Below are 19659 nucleotides of genomic sequence, written 5' to 3' on the forward strand. Positions count from 1 at the left end.
GCCCAGCAAGGCAAGCCTAACCAACAACCGGTACTCCGTACGAGCCGGCGCACCCGTAGTACGAACGAGCTGGCGGGACTTAAAGGCCGGGGGCTCCGTAGACGGGGAACCAGCGGGCGAGGTCTGGTTCGAAGTTGAGATCGGCGCCGATAGTCGACTTGATCTGGAGTTCGGTGGCGTTGTCGCGTCGGTCGGCGCCGACGGGAACGAACGGATACCAGGCGCCGCGTTTGTACAGGTACACGAGGCCCAGCGACTGGCCGCCATTGGTGAAGGAGACCAGCGTGCACAGGAGGGCGGCGCCGAAGCCGGCGTCGACGAGGGACGTGTTCACCCCGTGCAGGTCGGTCACGAGGCCTTCGAGGTCGTCCGGGGTGGTCTCGCGGACCAGCCAGGTGAAGCCATAGGAGTCCGTCGTACTGGTGAACTTGCCGTTGTCGAGCGCCAGCAGCTTGTCGACCTCGTCGCGCAGCGTCGAGAAGCCGCCACCTTCGGCCGCCTTGAAACAGACCGAACCGCTGCCGGTCGGACGGTAGCCGGCCGCGGTCTCCAGGGTGATCGCGGCCGACGGAAGCGAGAACAGCTGATCGAGGTTCGGGGGAACGGCTTTGCTCCTGCCGAGCAGGATGTCGAGGAGGCCCATAGAGCTAAGCTTGCTCGCCCAGCTCGCGGGTCAGCACACCGAGCCGGTCGAGTCGCGTCTCCAGGGACGGGTGGGTCGCGAACAGCGACGACAGGCTGACGCCCTTGCCCGAGATGGCAGGAGCGAAGAAGAACGCGTTGAACGCCTCCGCCTGGCGCAGGTCGCGCGACGGTATTCGGGCGATCTCCCCACTGATCTTGGTGAGCGCCGAAGCCAGCGCCGACGGACGACCGGTCAGCATCGCGCCGGCCCGGTCCGCGGCCAGCTCCCGATACCGAGACAGCGCCCGCGTCAGCAGGAACGAGATCGCGTACACGGCGGCCGATACCGCCACGATGGTAAGCACGATCACGGCTGTGTTCTGATCCCGCTGGCGGCCCATGCCGCTGTACAGGCCGAAGCGGGTGATCAGTCCAGCCAGTACGCCGAGGAACGACGCGATCGTCATCACGGCCACGTCGCGATGGGCCACGTGGGACAGCTCATGGGCGAGCACGCCTTCGAGCTCATCGGCGTCCAGGCGCCGGATGACCCCGGTCGTCACACAGACAACGGCCTTGTTGGGATTGCGCCCGGTGGCGAACGCATTCGGCAGGTCGACGTCCGCGATGGCGACCCTCGGCTTCGGCATGTCGGCCAGCGCGCACAATCGGTCGATCGCGCCATGGAGTTGCGGCGCTTCCTCGGGAGTGACGATCCGCCCGTGCATCGCGTACAGCGCGATCCGGTCGGAGAACCAGTACTGCGCGAACAGCATCCCGCCCGCGATCACGATGGCGATCACGGCGCTCTTGGTCAACGCGATCAGCACCGCGACAAAACCGACATACAGCAGGCCCAGCAGGAAGCTGGTCACCGCCATCCGGCTGGTCAGCCCACGATCGGGCTTGAAACGAGTCTTCATCCGACGTCCTTCCGCACCTGAAAGCGAGCCTAGCTCGGCGGCAAAGGCCTTCAGACGCGGTCGTCCTCGCGATCTTTGAGCTCCAGCTCGGCCAGCAGGGAGCGCAGTTCCGAGCGGAGGAAGTCGCGGGTGGCGACCTCGCCGACCGACATCCGCAGGGAGGCCATCTCGCGGGCCAGGAACTCCATGTCGGCCCGGGTCCGCGCGTCCACGTCGCGGTCGCGTTCGTACTGGACCCGGTCGCGCGCCTCCTGCCGGTTCTGCGCGAGCAGGATCAGCGGCGCGGCGTACGACGCCTGCAGACTCAGCGCCAGCGTCAGGAAGATGAACGGGTACTGGTCCCAGCGCAGGGCTTCCGGCGCGAAGATGTTCCAGGCGACCCAGAACAGGATCGTGACCGTCATGTAGACCAGGAACTGCCCGGTGCCGAGGAAGCGCGCGATCCGCTCGGACAGCCGGCCGAACGCGTCCGCGTCGTACGCGCGCCGCCGCACGATCGTCCGGCGCAGCTCGCGCGGGATGTCCAGCCGGTCGGCGGCCGGCCGGGTCATCCGGCGCTCGTCGCTACTGCGGTCGTCACGGGGCATGGCCGTCCACCTCCTGCTGATCGGGTTCGCGCCAGTCGCGGGGGAGTAGATGGTCCAGTACGTCGTCGACGGTGACCGCGCCGAGCAGCCGGCCCTCGTCGTCGAGCACGGGCGCCGCCACCAGGTTGTAGGTGGCGAGATACTTGCTCACGGCATGCAAACTGTCATCCGGCCGGAGCCCGTCGAGATCGGTGTCCAGCACCCCGGAGACGAGCGCGGACGGCGGTTCCCGGAGCAGTCGCTGGATGTGCCCGATGCCGATGAACCGCCCGGTCGGCGTCTCCAGCGGCGGGCGGCAGACGTAGATCATCGCGGCCAGCGCCGGGCTCAGCTCGGCGTTGCGGACGTGCGCTAGCGCATCGGCCACAGTGGCATCGGCGGGCAGGATCACCGGCTCCGACGTCATCAGTCCGCCCGCGGTCCGCTCCTCGTACGTCAGCAGCCGGCGGACGTCCTCAGCCTCGTCCGGCTCCATCAACGTCAGTAGCGCCTCGGCCGTCTCGGTCGGCAGCTCGGCGATCAGGTCGGCCGCGTCGTCGGGTGACATCTCCTCGAGCACGTCCGCGGCCCGCTCGGTGTCCAGACCGGCCAGGATCTCCACCTGGACGTCTTCGGGCAGCTCCTCCAGTACGTCGGCCAGCCGCTCGTCGTCCAGCGCGGCAGCGATCTCCTTGCGCCGTTTGGGCGACAGCTCATGCAGTACTCCGGCCAGGTCGGCCGCCTTCATCGAGTCGAATGCGGCCAGGATGTGCGTCGCGCCCTGGCCCTCTTCCACCTGCGCGAACCCGCTCACCTCGGCCCAGTCGAGCACGTGCGACTGCCCGCGGCGGCGCCGGAACCGCTTCCCGCCCTCGGTGACGGCCACCTTCGACAGCACCCAGTCGCGGGTCCGCCACTGCTCCATCGCCAGGTCGAACACCGTCGCCTGGGTCCCGGTCTCGTTGATCGTCACGGTCCGGTCCAGCAGCTCACCGAGCACCAGTACTTCGGTGCTGCGCTGCTCGAAGCGACGCATGTTGACCAGCCCGGTGGTGATCACGTGGCCGGCGTCGACCGAGGTCACCCGGGTCATCGGCAGGAAGATCCGCCGCCGGGTGAACACCTCGACCACCAGCCCGAGTACGCGCGGCGGCTGCGTCCCCTGCCGGAGCATGACGATGACGTCGCGCACCTTGCCGACCTGGTCCCCGTTCGGGTCGTACACGGGAAGACCAGCCAGCCGAGCCACGTAGACGCGCGAAGGAGGGCCGCTCATAACTCGAAGGCTAATGCCCCGACCGGGCTCACCCGCCCTAGGACATGAATCAGGTCAGCTTCGGCCTGCGCTTGGAACGCCGGTGGAGAGTGATCGGCCGCTTGCCTCTGGTGGTCGCAGGGCTCCCCGCGGGCGTCTCCAGCCGGGACGAGCCGTCGAAGCGACCGACGGCCTCGGTGATCTCGCCCGTGGGCTCCAGGACGAGCAGGTCGGCTTCAGTCCGCCAGCGGTCGAACTGGGTGTCCAGCCCCTCCGCATTGAGCCGCTCAGTACGTAGTACGAGGGCTGCTGCGGTCCACTCCTCACTAGCGGGCTCCAGGCGCCGTACTGCGGCCTTCCACCCGGCTAGGCGGTTGGTAGCAGGCTTGGCCGGTACTACGACGTCCGCCGTCCCTGCCTCAGCCAGCCCGGGCAGCGGCTGCTCGGCACTACCAGCCCTGTCAGCCAGTACTACGTACGCACCGTCGACTGTGGCGAACCAGGCCGGTGCGGGCCGCCCGCCGTTCCAGGACAACCAGACGAGCCCGGCCTTCTTCATCACCCCGGCGATCTCGGCCACAGCCTCGTCAGTCGTCACCCGCCTAGGTTGTCACAAGGGGATCGACAAGTCGCCGTTACAGGTCGCGGAGTGCAGCCTGTGCTCCGGCCTGGAACCGGGTCTGCGCGCCCAGGTCGTGCATCAGCGCGGCGATCTTGCGCTGAGCCGTCCGCGGGCTGACCCCGAGCTCCCGGGCGATCGCCTGGTCCGAGAGCCCCGACAGCAGCAGCGCGGTCAGCAGCCGACTCTCCGCCTCCTCATCGGCCGCAGCGGGCAGTGCCCGCTCCCACAGCCTCTCGAAGAGTTCCATGTAGGCGTCGAGCAACCCGCACGGCTGCAGGAGGGCCGCACGCCCGTCCTCAAGCAGAATCAATGCCAGCCGACTGTCGAGGAGATAGAGCTCCACCGGTAGCACCGGCGTCACTCTGGCCTCTCCCCGTACGTCTGCAGGCACCGCCGCCGGCTCATAGATCGTGCGGCAAGGAGCGGTCGTCTCAACCAGCGGCTGAGGCGACCGGATCAACCTGCGCACCTCGATACGAGCCGCCTGCTGGACCTGGACGATCCGCTGCCGCACAGCCTCGGCGTCGCCCACGTACTCGAGCAGTGTCGGCCTCGGCATCGTCACATGCTTGCGGTAGGCAACCTTGAGAGCAGAGATGTGCTCCCGCGCCTCCCGCAGCTCCCGCTCGCGGTTGAGCAGCAGCACCTCCAGCGCGAGGTCCGGAGCCACGGCGACATAGCCACCGTCCGCCGGCGTCGCCAGCCCCTTGTCCACCAGCGCAGTCAGCGCATCGCCGGCAGGTACAGGCCGGTGCGCGATCAAGGCTCGGTACGCCGCTTGCTCGGCCGGCGTCAGGCCGAGCACGGAGAGGTCATCCGTCATGGGTGTCCAGCCATCCGCGGAGTACGGCCTGGTATCCGGCCTGGAACCTGGTGTCGGCCCCCAGCCGCTGGCGCATTCGCTCGATCCGTGAGCGCACATTGCGCTCGGTCCAGCCCAGCTGGACGGCGGTCTCGCTGTCGGTGAGGCCGGACATCAGCAGGGCGAGCAGTTCGCGCTCCTGCTCGGTGGGCCGGTCCGCACTGCCCGACTGCCCGGCGTAGGTGGCCAGTGGGACCGCCCGGCTCCAGAGCAGCTCGAACAGAGCCTGCAGCGTGGCCACCAGGACCGGGTCGTGGATGAGCAGACCCGCCGAGTACTTGGTCGCGTTGACGTCGATCGGCACGAAGGCCATCGGCCCGTCGGTCAGCAGCAGCTTGAGCGGTACCTCGCCCACCCGGGCCCGCTCGCCGTCGTTGAGGCCGCTGACGCGCGACGCGAGCCGCCCCGGCCGGTCCACGGACCCCTTCCGGTCGTAGAGGATCCGGAAGCTGACACCTTTCCTGAGCTGCTCCAGCTCGTGCTGGTGCACCTGGGTCGGGTCGTCCATGAACGGTGGCGCGTCCGAGCCGCACAGCTCGTTCTTGGCGCTCCGGACCAGCCGCTCGATCCCGGCGGCGATCTCGGGTTCACCACGCAGTACTTCGATCAGCTCGGACGGCTCGCTGCGCGCAGTACTGGTGTGGAAGCTGGTGGCGAGCAGCACCGTCTCCTGCCGGGCCTTGGCCAGGTCCAGCTCGCGGTCGCGGACCAGGAGCTCCAGGGCGATGTCCGGCGGGAGTACTAGGTAGCGGGGCGGGTCCGACGGCATCAGTGAGATCAGGCCGAGCTCGACCAGGCGCTTCGCGGCGGCCGGGTCGCTGACCTCTGCCTCTGTCACCGGCAGCCGGGACACCAGGTCTTCGTAGAGGTCCTGCTCAGCGCGAGTCAGTCCGAGAGGCTCCAACACCCCACGATCATCACTCACGCTCAGGGTCGTCCGGGAGCCGGTGACTCCGGACACATCCCGTTCGGGCGTGAGGGATGTCACCGGAGTGCACCGGCCGGTTTCGCCGTACGCTGCGAGTGACCGACGGGTAACCGGACTGAAGGATGCTGCGATGGCTGACGAGACGACCACCGGCAAGGCGCTCCGGAGCAGGCGTTCCTGCCTGGCGACACCGGGCTCCAACCCGCGCTTCCTGGAGAAGGCCAAGGGCCTGGACGCCGACCAGGTGTTCCTCGACCTGGAGGACTCGGTCGCGCCGATCGCCAAGGTCGACGCGCGCAAGAACGTCGTCGCCGCGCTGAACGAGGGCGGCTGGGGACGCAAGATCAAGGTGGTCCGGGTGAACGACTGGACCACCGAGTGGACCTACGGCGACGTGATCGAGGTGGTCGCCGGGGCCGGTGCGAACCTGGACTGCATCATGCTGCCGAAGGTGCAGACCGCCGAGCAGGTGGTCGCGCTCGACCTGCTGCTGACCCAGCTGGAGAAGGTGCACGGGCTGGAGCGGGGCCGGATCGGGATCGAGGCGCAGATCGAGAACGCGCTCGGCCTGACCAACGTGAACGCGATCGCCGCCGCCTCGCCGCGGGTCGAGACGATCATCTTCGGGCCGGCCGACTTCATGGCCTCGATCAACATGAAGTCGCTGGTGGTCGGTGAGCAGCCGCCCGGATACGACGTCGGTGACGCCTACCACTACATCCTGATGCAGATCCTGATGGCGGCCCGCGCCTACGACAAGCTCGCGATCGACGGCCCGTACCTGCAGATCAAGGACCTCGACGGCTTCAGCCGGGTGGCGGGCCGCTCGGCCGCGCTCGGTTTCGACGGTAAGTGGGTCCTTCACCCGGACCAGATCGCCGCCGCCAACGAGGTCTACTCGCCGCGGCAGGACGACTACGACCACGCCGAGAACATCCTCGACGCCTACGACCACTTCACCTCGGCCGCCGGCGGCGCCCGCGGCGCGGTGATGCTCGGCGACGAGATGATCGACGAGGCCTCCCGCAAAATGGCCTTCGTCATCTCCGCCAAGGGCCGCGCCGCCGCGATGACCCGCACCAACATCTGGAAACCAGAAGACTGAAACCTTACGTCCGAAGAACTGGAGTGCACGTCCCTCCGCTTCTTCGGACGTAAGGGTTTTGGTCAGCCGAGTGTCAGGACCTTGAGGATGCGGATCGGGCGGGTCGGCGGGCCGTCCTGGTCGGGGTCGGCGATGCCGGCCTTGACCATCCGGTCGAAGGTGGACATGCCGTGGATGACGTGGCCGAGCACGGTGTAGTTCGGCGGGATGTTGGCGAACGAGTGGACGACGAAGAACTCGCTGCCGTTCGTCCCCGGACCTTGGTTGCCCATGGCAACGGTACCGCGCGGATAGGTCTCCTTGCCGGTCACCTCGTCGGGGAACTTGTACCCCGGTCCGCCCTCCTCCTGCCGGTAGATGTCACCGCACTGGAGGACGCCGAGCCGGGCCGAGTTGGTCAGCCGGAAGCACTGGGTCCAGTCGTAGAACCGGCTCTTCGTCAGGTGCACGAAGCTGGCCACCCCGCAGGGCGCGTTGGCGCGGTCCATCCGGACGACGAACGGCCCGTAGTTGGTCACGAAGTACACGTCGACGGTGCCCTTCGCGAGCGCCTTCGCCGACGGCACGGTGACCGGCCTGGCGGCCGGGTTCTCCGGCGTCGGGGTGAACTCGCACCGCACGGTCGGCGGCTTGTGCCCGGCCGGTACGGCGGGCGCGGCTCCCGCGGTGGTCGAGGTCAGGGTCGCCGCGGCAAGGCCGGCGACGACCAGCAAACTCAGTCTGCGCAACATGAACAGCAACTTAGACCTGACATGACAGCGCTGTCACGGGAAACCGGTGGGACGTCGGTCGTACGCCTGGGAAGCTCAAAGGTTTGCTGAAGGAATCTGTTCCGGACTCGCTCAGGTCGAGGCAGACGCCTAAGGTGGGCCGCGATCCGGCTGACAGTGAGGTGTTGGGTGTGAACGGCGAGGTACTCGCGGGGCGCTATCGGTTGCTGACCCCGCTGGGGCACGGCGGCGCAGGCGAGGTGTGGCGAGGCGAGGACTCGGTCCTGGCCCGGCCGGTGGCGGTGAAACTGCTGCGCCGGCTCGAAGGCGACCAGATGGACGCTGTCGCGCGGTTCCGCACCGAGGCCCAGGCTGCGGCCCGGCTGACCCATCCCAACGTGGTCGCGACGTACGACGTCGGTACCACTGCGACCGGCCAGGTGTTCCTGGTGATGGAGCTCGTCGACGGACCCGACCTGGCTCAGCTGCTGCGGTCCAAGGGGCTGCCGTCGGAGCGCTTCATCGCCGACATCGCGCTCCAGTGCGCCCAAGCACTGGATGCTGCCCACGCGGCGGGGATCGTGCACCGCGACGTGAAGCCGGGCAACCTGCTGCTGGCGCCGGACGGCACGCTCAAGATCACCGACTTCGGTATCGCCCAGGCATCCGGCGTCGACGGCGCGACCGGGCCGGTACTGCTCGGCACTGCGGGCTACGTCTCGCCCGAGCAGGTCAGAGGCGAGCGCGCGACCCCCGCAAGCGACTGGTACGCCCTCGGCTGCGTCCTCTACGAACTACTCGAAGGCACCACCCCCTTCGTCGGCACAGACGTCATGGACGTCATGCACCAGCACCTGGACGCCGTACCAGCCCCTGTACGCCGTACCGAGGTAGTACCCGGCCTAGCCGCCCTGGTCATGGACCTGCTCTCCAAGGACCCCGCAGCCCGGCCCGCCTCAGCCACCGCCGTCAACAGCTACCTGAAGCTGCCCGCAACCCCGCAGCCGGTGGTGGACAACAGCACCCGCATCCTGCCCCTCCCGCCGGGTGGACTGGCAGGTGCGGCCGCCGCTGCTGCTGCAGGCGCGGGCGTTGGGGCGGCCTCCGCCGTCGGGCCGGGTGAGACCTCGGCGGCGGCGAGCATTCTGCCGGCCAGGGCGTTTGACGAGTCGGAGCATGTTGCGGGGCCCAAGCGGCGGTTGCCGTTTGCCAAGACGATTGTTGCTGTCGCGGTGGTACTGGCCGGAGTGGTGATCGCGACGCTGCTGCGGGAGGGGGTTTCCTCCGAGCCGCCGGCTCAGGCGGGTGGGCTTCCGTCGGCCACGCCATCGGTGAAGCCGGTGGCGAAGCCAAAGCCGACCCCTACTCCGAGCAAGACGCCCAGCAAGAAGCCGACGCCGACGAAGACCCCCACCAAGAAGCCCGAGAACACGCAGATCGGCGGGCCGGCGTCGCTGCGGCTGCTGGCGCAGATGCTCCGCGACCACCAGCAGGAGCGCGGCATGCGGACGGCGCGGGAGGCGGCCAAGGATCTCGACCAGGCGGCCAAGGCACTGGAACAGGACGACGCCGAAGAGGCGTCGCAGCAGTTCCAGCAGGCCCGGCAGCGGCTGGTCCAGGCCCAGCGCGAGGGCCGCTGGCAGTCCACTCCACAGATCTCCGCGATGTTCGCCGCCATCGGCGCCGCACTCCCCGCGGACAACGGTGATGGCGACGGCGACGAGGGGGACCCAGGCGACGGCTGGAACCGCAACTAACGAACCGCGGCATTCCGGCGTACCGGCAGCCCGCTGGACCGGCGTACCGGAACCCCGTTGTGCCGGCGTGAGGCAGGCGACTGTTCTCGCGTGGTGGGAGTCACAGCGGGTGTCGAACCGTACCGCGATGCTGAAGGCCCGTGATACTGCCGAGTAAGTAGCGCGGGCCGACGGAAGGAGCGCCGCTGATGAGCAGGTTGCAGCAGACCGAGGGACTCACCGACATCCAGGAGGAGATCCTGAAGACGGTGCGGGCTTTCGTCGAGGCCGAGATCCTGCCGGTCGCGACCGAACTGGAGCACAAGGACGAGTACCCGACGCAGATCGTCGAGGGACTCAAGGAGCTCGGCCTGTTCGGGCTGATGATCCCCGAGGAGTACGGCGGTCTGGGCGAGTCGCTGCTCACCTACGCGCTCTGCGTCGAGGAGATCGCCCGCGGCTGGATGAGCGTCTCCGGCATCATCAACACGCACTTCATCGTCGCCTACATGCTGCTCCAGCACGGCACTGACGAGCAGAAGCAGAAGTACCTGCCGCGGATGGCGACCGGCGAGGTCCGCGGCGCGTTCTCGATGTCCGAGCCCGGCTGTGGCTCCGATGTCGCGGCGATCAAGACCAAGGCCGTCAAAGATGGTGACACTTACACGATCAACGGCCAGAAGATGTGGCTGACCAACGGCGGTACGTCGAACCTCGTCGCCGTGCTCACCAAGACCGACGAGGGCAGCGACTCGGTCTACAAGAACATGACCACCTTCCTGGTCGAGAAGGAGCCGGGCTTCGGCGAGGTCGACCAGGGCCTGACCGTGCCGGGCAAGATCGAGAAGATGGGCTACAAGGGCGTCGACACGACCGAGCTGATCTTCGACGGCTACCGGATCGCGGCCGATCAGATCCTCGGCGGCGTGCCGGGCAAGGGTTTCTACCAGATGATGGACGGCGTCGAGGTCGGCCGCGTCAACGTCGCGGCGCGCGGTTGCGGCGTCGCCCGGCGCGCGTTCGAGCTCGGTATCTCCTATGCCCAGCAGCGCGAGACGTTCGGCAAGAAGATCGCCGAGCACCAGGCCGTGCTGTTCCGGCTGGCCGATATGGCGGTCAAGGTCGAGGCCGCGCACGAGCTGATGGTGAAGGCGGCCCGGAAGAAGGACTCCGGCTCGCGGAACGACTTCGAGGCCGGCGTCGCGAAGTACCTGGCCAGCGAGTACTGCTCGCAAGTGGTCGAGGCCTCGTTCCGGATCCACGGCGGCTACGGGTTCTCGAAGGAGTACGAGATCGAGCGGCTCTACCGGGAGGCGCCGATGCTGCTGATCGGCGAGGGGACGGCCGACATCCAGCGGATGATCATCGGCCGTCGCCTGCTCGAGGACTACAAGCTCTAGCTCAGGACACGAGCGGTACTGCGGTACGGACGGCTGGGCGAAGGCTGCCCGAGCCGTGGCCGGACAGTAGCCAGATCCCCAGCTGGGTGACCTCGTGCCGCACCGATGCGCCCACCCGCCGGGTGGTGATCAGCCCTGCCTCGCGCAGCACGGTCGCCTGGTGGCTGGCCGCCGCCGGGGAGATCTTGCAGCGCCGGGCGAGCTCGGTCGTCGTACAGCCGCTCACTGTGGCTTCCAAGGCGGCTGCGCGGGTGGCGCCGAGCAGTGAGCCGAGGACGTCCGTCGAGGCGCTGTCGTCGAGGTGCGCCTGGCGCAGGATGCCCGGCGCGTGCTGGATCGGGTAGACCAGGATCGGCTTCAGCTCCGGGTCTGCCAGCTTGGTCGGCACCTGCCAGCAGAACGCGGACGGCTGCAGCTCGATGCCACGCCCGTCCAGGTAGAGGTCTCGGTCGTGCATGTCCAGCACCTGCAGCACCGGCGCCACCCAGCGGACCCGCGGGTGCAGCGTCGAGAGCAGCCGGTCGACGCCGTGCCGGGCGAGAGCCTCACCGCGGTGCGCGTGGTCGGCGGAGACGTGGGTGCCGATCGACTTCCAGTACGGCGCGATCGCGGCGTCGTGGTACGACCGGATGGCCCGGCCGAGCTTGTGCAGCGAGCTGCTGTCGCCCTGGGCGAGCTCGCGGGTCCACGGCGAGGCCGGCCGGTACTTGCTCAGCAACTCGAGCTCGCTGCGCAACTGCTTACGTGGCGTCGACAGCATCAGCTCCAGCCCGGTCTCGAAGTCCGGGGCGGACTCGGCCGGGGTGAGGAAGTCGGGGGAGTAGCCCTTGGGCGGGGTCAGCTCGAGCAGCAGCCGCATCTGGTCCGGCGACACCTTGGTCCGGATCGAGCGGCGCCAGTCCTCGAAGATCAGCCGGCCCTCGGAGTGCTGGAGCATGTGCAGACTGAGCAGGATCTCCCACGACGGTGCCGGCTTGGTCGAGACCGTCGTCCGTGCGAGGTCGCGAGGCGTGAAATGAATGCGGAGCACGAAGCCCTCCCTGATCCTGGGTGTCACGACATCCCCGATGCCGTCGGTCGCAGGCTGTGGCGGATCGCTGACCGAACGCGATGAGACGATTGAATCAGGCGGCTGGTGGCACACACAACCGTATGAGTCACACTCCGGCGGGGCAGTGGCGGCCATGGCAAGAGGTTGCCAACTGACTGCGAAAGCGGTAGGGGCGGTCAGAAGATGACGGCGAGCTGTGACCGGGGCGGACGCGTTGAGGTCAGAGCCACCGGTTCCGCTTGAACAGCAGGTAGAGCACCGTGCAGGCGGTCAGCATGAGCGCCAGCACCCCGTAGTACCCGTACTTCCAGGTGAGCTCGGGCATGTTGTCGAAGTTCATCCCGTAGACGCCGGCGATCATCGTCGGCACCGCGAGGATCGCGACCCAGGCCGAGATCCGGCGCATGTCGTCGTTCTCCGACACCTGCACCTGGGCCAGCCCGGCCTGCAGGATCGAGCTGAGCAGCTCGTCGAACGAGACCACCTGCTCCTTCACCCGCAACAGGTGGTCGTCGACGTCGCGGAAGTAGTTCCGGGTCTCGTCGCCGATCAGCGGGTGCCGCTGGGTCGAGAGCGAGCGCATCGGGCCGGTCAGCGGCGCCACCGCGCGCTTCAGCTCCAGTACCTCGCGCTTGAGCTGGTAGACCCGGTCGATGTTGCGCCAGCCGCGCGGGCTGAACATCTCGACCTCGATCAGGTCGATATCGGCCTGGACCGCGTCCGCGACGGCCAGATAGCTGTCCACGACGTGGTCGGCGATGGCGTGCAGGACGGCCCCCGGCCCGGCCGCGAGCCGCTCGGGCTCCTTCTCCAGCTCCTGCCGCAGCCCGGTCAGCTCGCCATGGTCCCCGTGCCGCACGGTGATCACGAAGCCGGGACCGCAGAACACCATCACCTCACCGGACTCCACCACCTCGCTGGTGGCGGTCAGATCGCCGTGCGGGACGTACCGGACGGTCTTCAGTACTGCGAACAGGGTCTCGCCGTACCGCTCCAGCTTGGGCCGCTGATGCGCTTCGGTGGCGTCCTCGAGGGCGAGCTTGTGCAGCCCGAACTCGGTACCGATCACCGCCAGCTGCTGCTCGTTGGGCTCGAACAGGCCGATCCAGACGAAGCCGTCGCCGCGTCTGGCCCGGGTGAGCGCCTCGACGTACGATCCGATCCTCTTGTCGCGGCGGCCGTCGCGGTAGTAGGCCCAGTCGACCAGAGCGCCGTCCAGCTTGCCGCTGCCGACCAGATCCAGGGGTGCGTCGGCACCCGGGGAACGCCTCGCGAAGACGCGTCCTACCCGGCGTGTCGCGCCCATGTCCCACTTCCGCCCGGTCATCGAGGCGAGGCTATCAATGTGCCGTCACCAGTCGTCGGCAATGATGGAGTTGGAAGCAAGCGGAGAGGAACGACGATGACCACGCAGGGCATGGGTTCGATAGACCCCCGGCCGACCGGCCTGACGATCGGGACCTACGACACCTACCGGGAGGCGCAGCGAGCGGTCGACTACCTTTCGGACGAGAAGTTCCCGGTCGAGCACACCACCATCGTCGGCAACAACCTTCGGCAGGTGGAGAAGATCACCGGCCGGCTGAGCTGGGGCCGGGCGATCACCGCCGGCCTGGCCAGCGGCGCCTGGTTCGGGCTGTTCGTCGGTGTCCTGCTCGGGTTGTTCACCAACGGCAACGGCGGCTGGCTGGCCGCGCTGATCACCGGCGTGGTGCTCGGTGCGATCTTCGGGATGGCGTTCGGCGCGATCGGCTACGGCCAGCTCGGCGGCCGGCGCGACTTCACCTCGCGCACCGCGGTGGTGGCGACGACGTACGACGTGCTGTGCGACTCCAAGTACGCCGAGGAGGCCCGCAACCACCTGGCCAAGCTGGCCCTCAAGGGCGAGGTGGCACCGCGCCTGCCGGAGCAGTCGAGCTAGGCAAGTAGCCAGTCGCCTCCTGGATCGCCATCGCTTCGGCAGCGTGGCCGGCGGTGGGTTCCAAGGCGGCCAGGAGGAGCAGCGCGCGGCAGACGAGGATGCGATGGCCGAGCAGGCGGGCGGATGACAACGCCTGCTTGGCCAGCTCCGCGGCTCGCTCCGGTTGCCCTCTGCCCTTGTCGGCCTCGGCCAGTCCGAGGATCGACTCGGCGACCGTCGCCGGGTGCTCGTTGCTCCGGGCGATGCCACCGGCGGCCTGGTGGTAGCGAGCGGCGTCGTTCCAGTGGCCCCGGCGGCTGCAGATCGTTCCCAGCGCGTTCAGGGCGGCCGCCTCATGCCACGGCTGTCCGTTCCCGTGGCTGCGCGTCAGTGCTCGTCTGGCCCAGCTCTCGGCTTCCTCCAGGTAGCCCAGATCCGCGTAGAGCAAGGCCGCCTCGTACTGCAGGGGCAGTGACTCGTCCTCGGAGTGCACGGCCTCGCTGAGGTCCGCCTCTGCTCGCTCCAGGTTCCCCAGCAGCCGGTAGGCGACGCCGCGGTTGAACAGGGCCAAGGTCCTGGTGCGGTTGTCGGGTGCGATCTCGGTCGCCTCGCCCGCAGCGGCCAGAGCAGCGTCCAGGTCGCCCAGATTGCATTGCGCATTGCTGAGGCTGTTCAGTGCGTTGACCAAAGCTCCAGGGCGGTCGAACTGCCGCAACCCGGTGACCCCACGGCTCAACAGCTCTGCGGCTTTCAGGGACTCGCCCAGGTCGTCATAGGACATCCCCAGGTTGCACAGCAGCGCCGAGTAGCCGAGGCCGAACCCTGCCCGCGCATAGAGCTCGGCAGCCTGGTTCGCCAGCTGGATGGCCGCAGTGTTGTCGCCACTGACGAACTGCAGTGCTCCAAGGCTGTGCAGCATCGCCCCTTGCCCACCCAGATCGTTGGTCGACCTGGCGGCGGCCATCCCGGCCAGTACGGTCGCCCGCCAGGCATCGACCCGATGGTTGAGCGTCAGGTACTGGCGGAGGATGTCGGCCAGTTGCCAGGCGACCGGCGCAGGCCCGCGCTCGGCAGCACGCTTGATCATCGCGACCAGGCCGTGCTCCTCCTGCTCGAGCCAGGTCTGCGCCTCGTCTGCGCTCGCGAACACCTGATGACCGAGCTGGGGAGTCAGCCGAACAGCCGGGAGATAGTCGAAGCGAGTGGCGGCATCCGTGGTCGACAGGTACCACTCACACAGCCGGAGCCAGGCCGACTCCGCTTGAGGCTCCACCTCGGCACGCTGCTCGGAGTACAGGCGGATGAGGTCGTGCATGCAGTACCGGTCGGCTTGGCGGACCAGCAGGTTTGCACTGACCAGGCTGTCCAGTAGTGCAATCGCCTGCTGTGGACCTGTGCCGAGTAGTGCGGCAACGGTCGGGGCAGTCACGTCCGGGCCGGGCACTAGCCCCAGCAGGGCGAACAGTCGTCGCGAGTCGGGCAGCAGTCCCTCGTACGAGCGGGCGAAGGCTCCCTCGACGGCTGTGTCAGGCTCCCCGGCTACTGCGAGTGCTACCAACCTGTTGCTGCCCCGAAGCTCTTCGGCGTACGCAGCGATCGAGTCATTCGAGCGCAGAGCCAGGTGGCCGGCAGCGATCCGCAATGCGAGCGGCAGACAGCCACACAACCTGGCCAGCTCTTCTGCTGCCGGCAGCTCTCGATCGACTCTCGCCGAGCCGACCACAGCTCGCAGTAGCTCTACGGCCTCAGCCAACTCCAGTACTGCGACCGCGGTCCCCAATGCGCTGTCGAGAACACTCAACCCAGCAAGCTCGTTCCGGCTCGTCACCAGTACTGCGCTGTTGCGCGACCCCGGCAATAGCGGCCGGACCTGCTGCGAATCCTTGGCGTCATCCAGCAGGATCAGCACCTGCTTGTCAGCGAGCAATGAGCGCAACCGCGCCGAGAGAGTGTCGGCATCACCCGTCAGCACCTCAGCGCCGGCCAACTCGAGCAGGGTGCGCAGTACCTCCAGCGGATCCCGCTCGGAGTCGCCGGCGCCATCCAGCCGCACGTACCACTGACCGTCGGGGTACCGGCTCTGCAACCGATACGCCACTCGCACAGCCAGAGCGGTCTTGCCGGCGCCCGGCGGCCCACTGATGGTGGCCACCGGTACTGCGGCCGGGCTGGTCAACCGGGCCACGATCGCATCGACCTCGTCCTGCCGCCCGACGAAGTCGCCGAGGTCGAGAGGCAGCTGCCGATGTACCCGCCACTCGGGCGGCGCCGCAGGAGCCGCATCCTGCTGCCCGGACAGTACGGTGAGGTGGACGCGGCGGATCTCCTCACCGGGGTCGACGCCGAGCTGTTCCCGCAGTAGTTCGGCCACCTCGTGGTACGCCGCCAACGCGTCGCCCTGCCGAGCCGAGTTGTGCAAGGCAAGCATCAGCTGGGCCCAGAACCGTTCCCAGAGCGGGTACTGCTTCGTCAGCGCAGTCAGTTCCGGTACCAGCTCGGCATGCTCGCGCAGCGCGAGCCGTGCGTCGATCAGCTGCTCGGTGACGCGGAGCCACTCCTCTTGCAGCACGGATCGCTCGTCGCGGACCACTGGGTAGTCGAGCGCTCCGGTCAGCGGCTCACCTCGCCAGAGCCGCAGTGCTGCGGTCAGGTCGTCGGTTGCCTCCGATGCGGCCAGCCGGCGGAACTGTCGGAGGTCCAACTGGTTGTCCTCGACGTCGAGGCGGTAGCCGCCGATGACAGTCTGCAGGCCCGCATCCGGTCCCAGGACGGCGCGCAGCCTCGACACAGCCGTGTGCAGCGCGCGCTGCGGCTGGGCCGGGGGCTCGCCGCCCCACAGCCAGAGCACCAACTCCGAGAACGTGACCGTCTGGTTGGCGCTGACCAGTAGAGCGGCCAGCAGCGTCCGTAGCCGGGGTGCCCCGATCGGCACCTCCGTCCCGTCGTCAAGGACCGCGATGGGACCCAGTAGACGGAAGGTGGGACTCATGCAATTCAGTGTCCCCCGACCAGGGGTCCGTGCCGTCCAACAGCGCTTGCCCGAGCGTCGTGGCCTGGTGGATCACCGACTTCCCCTGGCGCTGCGACACGATCAGCCCCGCGTCCCGTAGTACGGCGGTCTGGTGGCTCGCCGTCGCGAGGGTGATGTCGCACGAGCGAGCCAGCTGTGTGGTGGTCGAGCCTTCGACGGTCAGCGACAGCACTGCGGCGCGCGTCCGGCCGACCAGAGCCGCCAGTCGCTCCTGGGTGTCGGCGCCCGACTTGTCCCGGTGCAGCAGCCCACTGGCGTGCCGGATCGGGAACACGAGCACCGGCGGCAGGTCGGCGTCCAACAGCTTGGTGGGCGCTTTCCAGCAGAAGTACGACGGTTGCAGCCGCAGACCGCGGCCCTTGAGCCGCAGCTCCTCGTCGGGGAAGGCAGCGATCTCCAGCACCTGCCCGCGCCAGCGCGCCTCCGGGTGGAGGCCGACCAGCATCGACGCGACGCCGGCATTGGTGAGCTGCTGCATCCGCTGGCGGTTGTCCAACTGCACGGCAGACCGCAGCGACGGCCAGTACTCCGCCAGCGCGGCGCGATGGTAGACGCGTACGGAGTGGCCGAGCCGGTGGAGGGTCTCCGGCTGCGCCTCAGCGAGCTGGCGGACCCAGTTGGCCGCAGTACGCCGGGTGGACAGCTTGGAGAGGTCTGCGCGCAACCGCTGACGTGGTGTCGACAAGATGAGGTTGACCGCGTCGCCGAACTCGGCCGTTTTGGCGGTCGGCGTCAGGAAGTCGGGGGAGTAGCCCACCGGCGGAGCCAGCGCGGTCAACGCGCCCACCGTCTCCCGTGGCAGTCTCCGGCGCAACCGTTGCCGCCAGGCGCCGTACGCCAGCGGGCCGTCCTCGACCTGCAGCATGTGCAGGCTGAGCAGGACCTCCCAGAGCGGGTCCGGCTCGGCCGCCAGTGTCGTCCGAGCCAGGTCCTCGGCGGTGAAATGAATCCGCAGCATGCTGTCCTTCCCCAGTCCGGAGCTGTGCAGACCCCCAGGGAAACAGCTGCCCCTTACCGATCGCTCACCTGCGGGTGACGCATCTCTCGGGCGCCTGTGACCCTGCTGAGAGGTATGCCACGCGGCGCGGTACTGCCGCTCGGGCCCCGGATTCGGCAGCATGGGCCTCGGGACGGGGTCACCGGAAGGAGCAGGGATGCAGTTCGGTCGCAGTTACGAGGAATTCGAGGTCGGTGCGGTCTACAAGCACTGGCCCGGTAAGACGGTCACCGAGTCCGATGACCACCTGTTCTGCCTGCTCACGATGAACCACCACCCGCTGCACCTGGACGCCAACTACGCCGAGCAGACCACCCAGTTCGGCAAGAACGTTGTGGTCGGCAACTACATCTACTCGATCCTGCTCGGGATGTCGGTACCGGACGTGAGCGGCAAGGCGATCGCCAACCTGGAGGTCGAGTCGCTGCGGCACATCGCGCCGACCTTCCACGGCGACACCATCTACGGCGAGACCGTCGTCCTGGACAAGTGGGAGTCCAAGTCCAAGGACGACCGCGGCGTCGTCTACGTGGAGACCAAGGGCTACAAGCAGGACGGCACCGTCGTCTGCCTGTTCAAGCGCAAGGTGATGGTCCCGAAGAACTCCTATCTCGAAGCGCGAGGCGGCGACCAGCCGGGCCGCCCCACGCCTCTCGAAGGCTGACCAGGAAGAGTTCGATCACCGGCACCAGGACGTCGGGGCGCTGGGTCGGGAGCTCCAGGGTCAGGGTGCCGGGCGCGAGCCCACCCATCGTGGTGTTCTGTGCCGACTGCCCGGGGTCGGTGACAGTACGCCGTACCTCGGACGCGTCATGCAGGAACTGCGCATAGCGGACCTTGCCGGCCATTCCCGGCAGGTGGAGGTGCTGCATCGGCCAGGACAGGACGTGCAGGTAGAGCCGGTCACCACGTTGGGTGAAGCGGCAGTCCTGCGGTGGCTGGAGCTCGCTCGGACCCGCGCCGTGCACCGACCGGCTGTGCAGCCGGGTCCACCGGCCGATCTCGCTCAACGTGTCCAGTGCGCGCGGGTCGAACTCACCTCGCCCGGTCGGGCCGACGTTGAGCAGCAGGTTGCCGTCCTTGGAGACCGAGTCGATCAGCATCCGGACCAGCAGGTCCGGTGACTTCCAGTCCAGGTTGTCGCGGTCGTATCCCCAGCTCCCGTTCAGGGTCTGGCAGGCCTCCCAGACGACCGGCCTGCCGTCCCGCAGCATCGGGCCGCTCGGCTGGTACTGCTCCGGGGTGACGAAGTCGCCGGGGATGTCGAGCCGGTCGTTGATCAGGATGCCCGGCTGCAACTCCCGGACCATCGCCATCAACTCCTCCGACCGCCAGTCGTCGCGGCCCTTGCCACTCGGCGTGCCGTCGTCGAACGGGCGGCCGGGGTAGGAGAAGTCGAACCACATGATGTCGATCTGGCCGTACCGGGTCAGCAGCTCACGAACCTGGGCGTGCAAGTAGTCGGCGTACACCTGGATGTCGCGTCCGGCCGACTTGGCCCGGGCTTCCAGATCGTCTCGCTGCGGGTGGTAGACATCGACCGGGAATTCCGGATGGTGCCAGTCGATCAGCGAGTGGTAGAAGCCGATTCCGAGCCCCTCGGCCCGGCAGGCTTCGACGAACGGGCCGACCAGGTCCTTACCCCAGGGCGTCCCGGCGACGGTGTAGTCGCCCACCTCCGAGTCCCACAGACAGAAGCCTTCGTGATGCTTGGTGGTCAGTACCGCGTAGCGCATGCCCGCCTCGCGGGCGGCCCGGGCCCACGCGCGTGGGTCGTACAGGTCAGGCTCGAAGTGGTCGAAGTACGGCTGGTAGTCCTCGTCCGTGAGCCGCTCGCGGTTCTTCACCCACTCGTGCCGGGCGGGCAGCGAGTACAAGCCCCAATGGACGAAGAGGCCGAACCGCCAGTCCTTGAACCTGGCGACGGAGGGAGTCAGATCGGTCATCGC

The 19659-nt window shown here is 68.2% G+C and carries 18 protein-coding genes; 5 read left to right on the plus strand and 13 right to left on the minus strand.

Features of this window, described 5'->3' with window-relative positions; translation table 11 throughout:
* Nucleotides 1-79: 79 nt before the first annotated feature.
* From G3I17_RS11180 to G3I17_RS11210, 7 genes are read right to left on the minus strand one after another with little or no spacing between them, the layout of a single operon-like run.
* The gene (locus G3I17_RS11180; protein ID WP_164595894.1) at nt 80-643 is read right to left on the minus strand and encodes a hypothetical protein; all 564 of its coding nucleotides are present in this window, start codon (nt 641-643) and stop codon (nt 80-82) included.
* 4 nt (nt 644-647) lie between these two features.
* Entirely contained in the window at nt 648-1547 is a 900-nt protein-coding gene (gene htpX, locus G3I17_RS11185; RefSeq protein ID WP_164595895.1) for a zinc metalloprotease HtpX, read from the minus strand.
* 50 nt (nt 1548-1597) lie between these two features.
* Nucleotides 1598-2134, minus strand: coding sequence for a DUF1003 domain-containing protein (locus G3I17_RS11190; protein WP_164595896.1), 537 nt, complete (start codon nt 2132-2134; stop codon nt 1598-1600).
* The gene (locus tag G3I17_RS11195; RefSeq protein ID WP_164595897.1) at nt 2124-3389 is read right to left on the minus strand and encodes a CBS domain-containing protein; all 1266 of its coding nucleotides are present in this window, start codon (nt 3387-3389) and stop codon (nt 2124-2126) included. The genes G3I17_RS11190 and G3I17_RS11195 overlap by 11 nt, the downstream gene beginning before the upstream one ends.
* A 49-nt stretch (nt 3390-3438) precedes the next feature.
* A complete protein-coding gene (locus tag G3I17_RS11200; protein WP_164595898.1) occupies nt 3439-3966 on the minus strand; it encodes a hypothetical protein in 528 nt (175 codons plus the stop codon).
* Between the two features lie 37 nt (nt 3967-4003).
* Entirely contained in the window at nt 4004-4813 is an 810-nt protein-coding gene (locus G3I17_RS11205; RefSeq protein WP_164595899.1) for a hypothetical protein, read from the minus strand.
* On the minus strand, nt 4803-5759 hold the full coding sequence (locus G3I17_RS11210) for a LuxR family transcriptional regulator (RefSeq protein ID WP_164595900.1): 957 nt from the start codon (nt 5757-5759) through the stop codon (nt 4803-4805). Before G3I17_RS11210 ends, G3I17_RS11205 begins: the two co-directional genes overlap by 11 nt.
* A gap of 151 nt (nt 5760-5910) precedes the next feature.
* Here G3I17_RS11210 and G3I17_RS11215 point away from each other — a divergent pair, with 151 nt between their 5' ends.
* Nucleotides 5911-6885, plus strand: coding sequence for a CoA ester lyase (locus tag G3I17_RS11215; RefSeq protein WP_164595901.1), 975 nt, complete (start codon nt 5911-5913; stop codon nt 6883-6885).
* Between the two features lie 62 nt (nt 6886-6947).
* Here the strand turns inward: G3I17_RS11215 and G3I17_RS11220 are convergent, their stop codons facing one another.
* Complete coding sequence (locus G3I17_RS11220) at nt 6948-7616, minus strand: peptidylprolyl isomerase (RefSeq protein ID WP_164595902.1); 669 nt, start codon at nt 7614-7616, stop codon at nt 6948-6950.
* 170 nt (nt 7617-7786) lie between these two features.
* Here G3I17_RS11220 and G3I17_RS11225 point away from each other — a divergent pair, with 170 nt between their 5' ends.
* Nucleotides 7787-9352, plus strand: a complete 1566-nt coding sequence (locus tag G3I17_RS11225; protein ID WP_164595903.1) for a serine/threonine-protein kinase — start codon at nt 7787-7789, stop codon at nt 9350-9352.
* A 188-nt stretch (nt 9353-9540) separates the two neighbouring features.
* Nucleotides 9541-10731, plus strand: coding sequence for an acyl-CoA dehydrogenase family protein (locus G3I17_RS11230; RefSeq protein WP_164595904.1), 1191 nt, complete (start codon nt 9541-9543; stop codon nt 10729-10731).
* 1 nt (nt 10732) lies between these two features.
* Here G3I17_RS11230 and G3I17_RS42065 read toward each other — a convergent pair whose 3' ends face one another.
* Both G3I17_RS42065 and G3I17_RS11240 read right to left on the minus strand, forming a co-directional pair.
* Nucleotides 10733-11761: a helix-turn-helix domain-containing protein gene (locus G3I17_RS42065; protein WP_164595905.1), complete on the minus strand. Its 1029-nt coding sequence runs from the start codon at nt 11759-11761 to the stop codon at nt 10733-10735.
* A gap of 241 nt (nt 11762-12002) precedes the next feature.
* Nucleotides 12003-13109, minus strand: a complete 1107-nt coding sequence (locus G3I17_RS11240; RefSeq protein ID WP_164595906.1) for a magnesium and cobalt transport protein CorA — start codon at nt 13107-13109, stop codon at nt 12003-12005.
* 75 nt (nt 13110-13184) lie between these two features.
* Between G3I17_RS11240 and G3I17_RS11245 the strand changes: the two genes are divergently transcribed.
* The gene (locus G3I17_RS11245) at nt 13185-13703 is read left to right on the plus strand and encodes a general stress protein (RefSeq protein ID WP_164595907.1); all 519 of its coding nucleotides are present in this window, start codon (nt 13185-13187) and stop codon (nt 13701-13703) included.
* Here the strand turns inward: G3I17_RS11245 and G3I17_RS11250 are convergent.
* Both G3I17_RS11250 and G3I17_RS11255 read right to left on the minus strand, forming a co-directional pair.
* Complete coding sequence (locus tag G3I17_RS11250; RefSeq protein WP_164595908.1) at nt 13660-16671, minus strand: BTAD domain-containing putative transcriptional regulator; 3012 nt, start codon at nt 16669-16671, stop codon at nt 13660-13662. The two genes, G3I17_RS11245 and G3I17_RS11250, sit on opposite strands and share 44 nt — an antisense overlap.
* Entirely contained in the window at nt 16628-17671 is a 1044-nt protein-coding gene (locus G3I17_RS11255) for a helix-turn-helix domain-containing protein (protein ID WP_164595909.1), read from the minus strand. Before G3I17_RS11255 ends, G3I17_RS11250 begins: the two co-directional genes overlap by 44 nt.
* Nucleotides 17672-17867: 196 nt before the next feature.
* Here G3I17_RS11255 and G3I17_RS11260 point away from each other — a divergent pair, with 196 nt between their 5' ends.
* A complete protein-coding gene (locus tag G3I17_RS11260) occupies nt 17868-18374 on the plus strand; it encodes a MaoC family dehydratase (RefSeq protein WP_164595910.1) in 507 nt (168 codons plus the stop codon).
* On the opposite strand, the gene G3I17_RS11265 is transcribed toward G3I17_RS11260, so the two are convergent.
* Nucleotides 18286-19656: an alpha-L-fucosidase gene (locus G3I17_RS11265; RefSeq protein WP_203590009.1), complete on the minus strand. Its 1371-nt coding sequence runs from the start codon at nt 19654-19656 to the stop codon at nt 18286-18288. The two genes, G3I17_RS11260 and G3I17_RS11265, sit on opposite strands and share 89 nt — an antisense overlap.
* Nucleotides 19657-19659 lie beyond the last annotated feature (3 nt).

This window comes from Streptomyces sp. SID13031 (assembly GCF_010548305.1).
Lineage (GTDB): Bacteria > Actinomycetota > Actinomycetes > Propionibacteriales > Kribbellaceae > Kribbella.

What these genes read in the sequence shown, in the direction of transcription:
- htpX (WP_164595895.1), bottom strand. Translation starts at nt 1,547, where the DNA reads ATGAAGACTCGTTTCAAGCCCGATCGTGGGCTGACCAGCCGGATGGCG.
- G3I17_RS11265 (WP_203590009.1), bottom strand. Translation starts at nt 19,656, where the DNA reads ATGACCGATCTGACTCCCTCCGTCGCCAGGTTCAAGGACTGGCGGTTC.
- G3I17_RS11260 (WP_164595910.1), top strand. Translation starts at nt 17,868, where the DNA reads ATGCAGTTCGGTCGCAGTTACGAGGAATTCGAGGTCGGTGCGGTCTAC.
- G3I17_RS11245 (WP_164595907.1), top strand. Translation starts at nt 13,185, where the DNA reads ATGACCACGCAGGGCATGGGTTCGATAGACCCCCGGCCGACCGGCCTG.
- G3I17_RS11195 (WP_164595897.1), bottom strand. Translation starts at nt 3,389, where the DNA reads ATGAGCGGCCCTCCTTCGCGCGTCTACGTGGCTCGGCTGGCTGGTCTT.
- G3I17_RS11220 (WP_164595902.1), bottom strand. Translation starts at nt 7,616, where the DNA reads ATGTTGCGCAGACTGAGTTTGCTGGTCGTCGCCGGCCTTGCCGCGGCG.
- G3I17_RS11240 (WP_164595906.1), bottom strand. Translation starts at nt 13,109, where the DNA reads ATGACCGGGCGGAAGTGGGACATGGGCGCGACACGCCGGGTAGGACGC.
- G3I17_RS11250 (WP_164595908.1), bottom strand. Translation starts at nt 16,671, where the DNA reads ATGAGTCCCACCTTCCGTCTACTGGGTCCCATCGCGGTCCTTGACGAC.
- G3I17_RS11230 (WP_164595904.1), top strand. Translation starts at nt 9,541, where the DNA reads ATGAGCAGGTTGCAGCAGACCGAGGGACTCACCGACATCCAGGAGGAG.
- G3I17_RS11205 (WP_164595899.1), bottom strand. Translation starts at nt 4,813, where the DNA reads ATGACGGATGACCTCTCCGTGCTCGGCCTGACGCCGGCCGAGCAAGCG.
- G3I17_RS11180 (WP_164595894.1), bottom strand. Translation starts at nt 643, where the DNA reads ATGGGCCTCCTCGACATCCTGCTCGGCAGGAGCAAAGCCGTTCCCCCG.
- G3I17_RS11190 (WP_164595896.1), bottom strand. Translation starts at nt 2,134, where the DNA reads ATGCCCCGTGACGACCGCAGTAGCGACGAGCGCCGGATGACCCGGCCG.
- G3I17_RS11215 (WP_164595901.1), top strand. Translation starts at nt 5,911, where the DNA reads ATGGCTGACGAGACGACCACCGGCAAGGCGCTCCGGAGCAGGCGTTCC.
- G3I17_RS11255 (WP_164595909.1), bottom strand. Translation starts at nt 17,671, where the DNA reads ATGCTGCGGATTCATTTCACCGCCGAGGACCTGGCTCGGACGACACTG.